This window comes from Bacillus sp. JJ1532 (genome assembly GCF_036965085.1).
Classification (GTDB): Bacteria; Bacillota; Bacilli; order Bacillales; family Cytobacillaceae; genus Cytobacillus.
This window is the reverse complement of sequence record NZ_JBALOW010000076.1, coordinates 498-1,221: the sequence shown is the minus strand read 5'-3', so window position 1 is coordinate 1,221 and position 724 is coordinate 498. Positions and strand designations below refer to the sequence as shown.

Here is a 724-nt window from a genome sequence, read left to right as displayed (position 1 = left end):
TATCGTGGACGTATCGTCCAGACTGTCATGATTCGATAGATCATCTGACTCGTTTTTAGACCATTCAAAAGAAGAATCAGCATATGATTCGAATAACTTCCTCATCTTTACATTTCGAATACGTTCCCCTACATACCCAATGAGCTGTAAGTCTTTTACCTTTTCTAATTCGCTTCTCACGCAATCCTCCACCGGTTTTCCGCCGCGAATAAAATTAAATTTTCCCCAATTCTTAACAGCGATTTCCCGAGTTTCCTGGTTATATTTCAAAAGTTTGTGCTTATTGATCAAGCGCTCCAAGATACTTTGAATGGCCTCTTGCGAATACCCTGTATCAAAAGCCATTTGTCTTTTTGTTATCGTGTAAATCCCGATTTGTTTCGTATTTTTATTCGTCAACAAATAAAGAAACACATACTTATCCTCCGGCGTCATTTCCTCCACAACCTTCGGATCATCCCAAAATTGAGTGTAAACCACGCGATACCTTGCCATTATTACCATCCCTTTCTTGAGACTCTTTATAAATTCATTCGCTTTTTATATATGGATGAAGTCGAAAAAAGGACAGGTTTTATCAAAAAAATAAATCAGAGCCGAAGCCCTGATTTGTTTCTGGAATTTAACTACGTTGGAGTCAGACTACCGGATGGGCTCTATGGCACCATAGTGTATCGACCTTTTTCGCCAGCCGTAGAAACAGTATAGACAGGGGAATCCATTT

General features: G+C 39.2%; 1 pseudogene. It reads right to left on the bottom strand.

Annotated features, from left to right (window positions below):
• Positions 1-495: pseudogene (locus V7122_RS21105) on the bottom strand (DnaD domain protein); the annotation flags it as partial.
• Positions 496-724 lie beyond the last annotated feature (229 nt).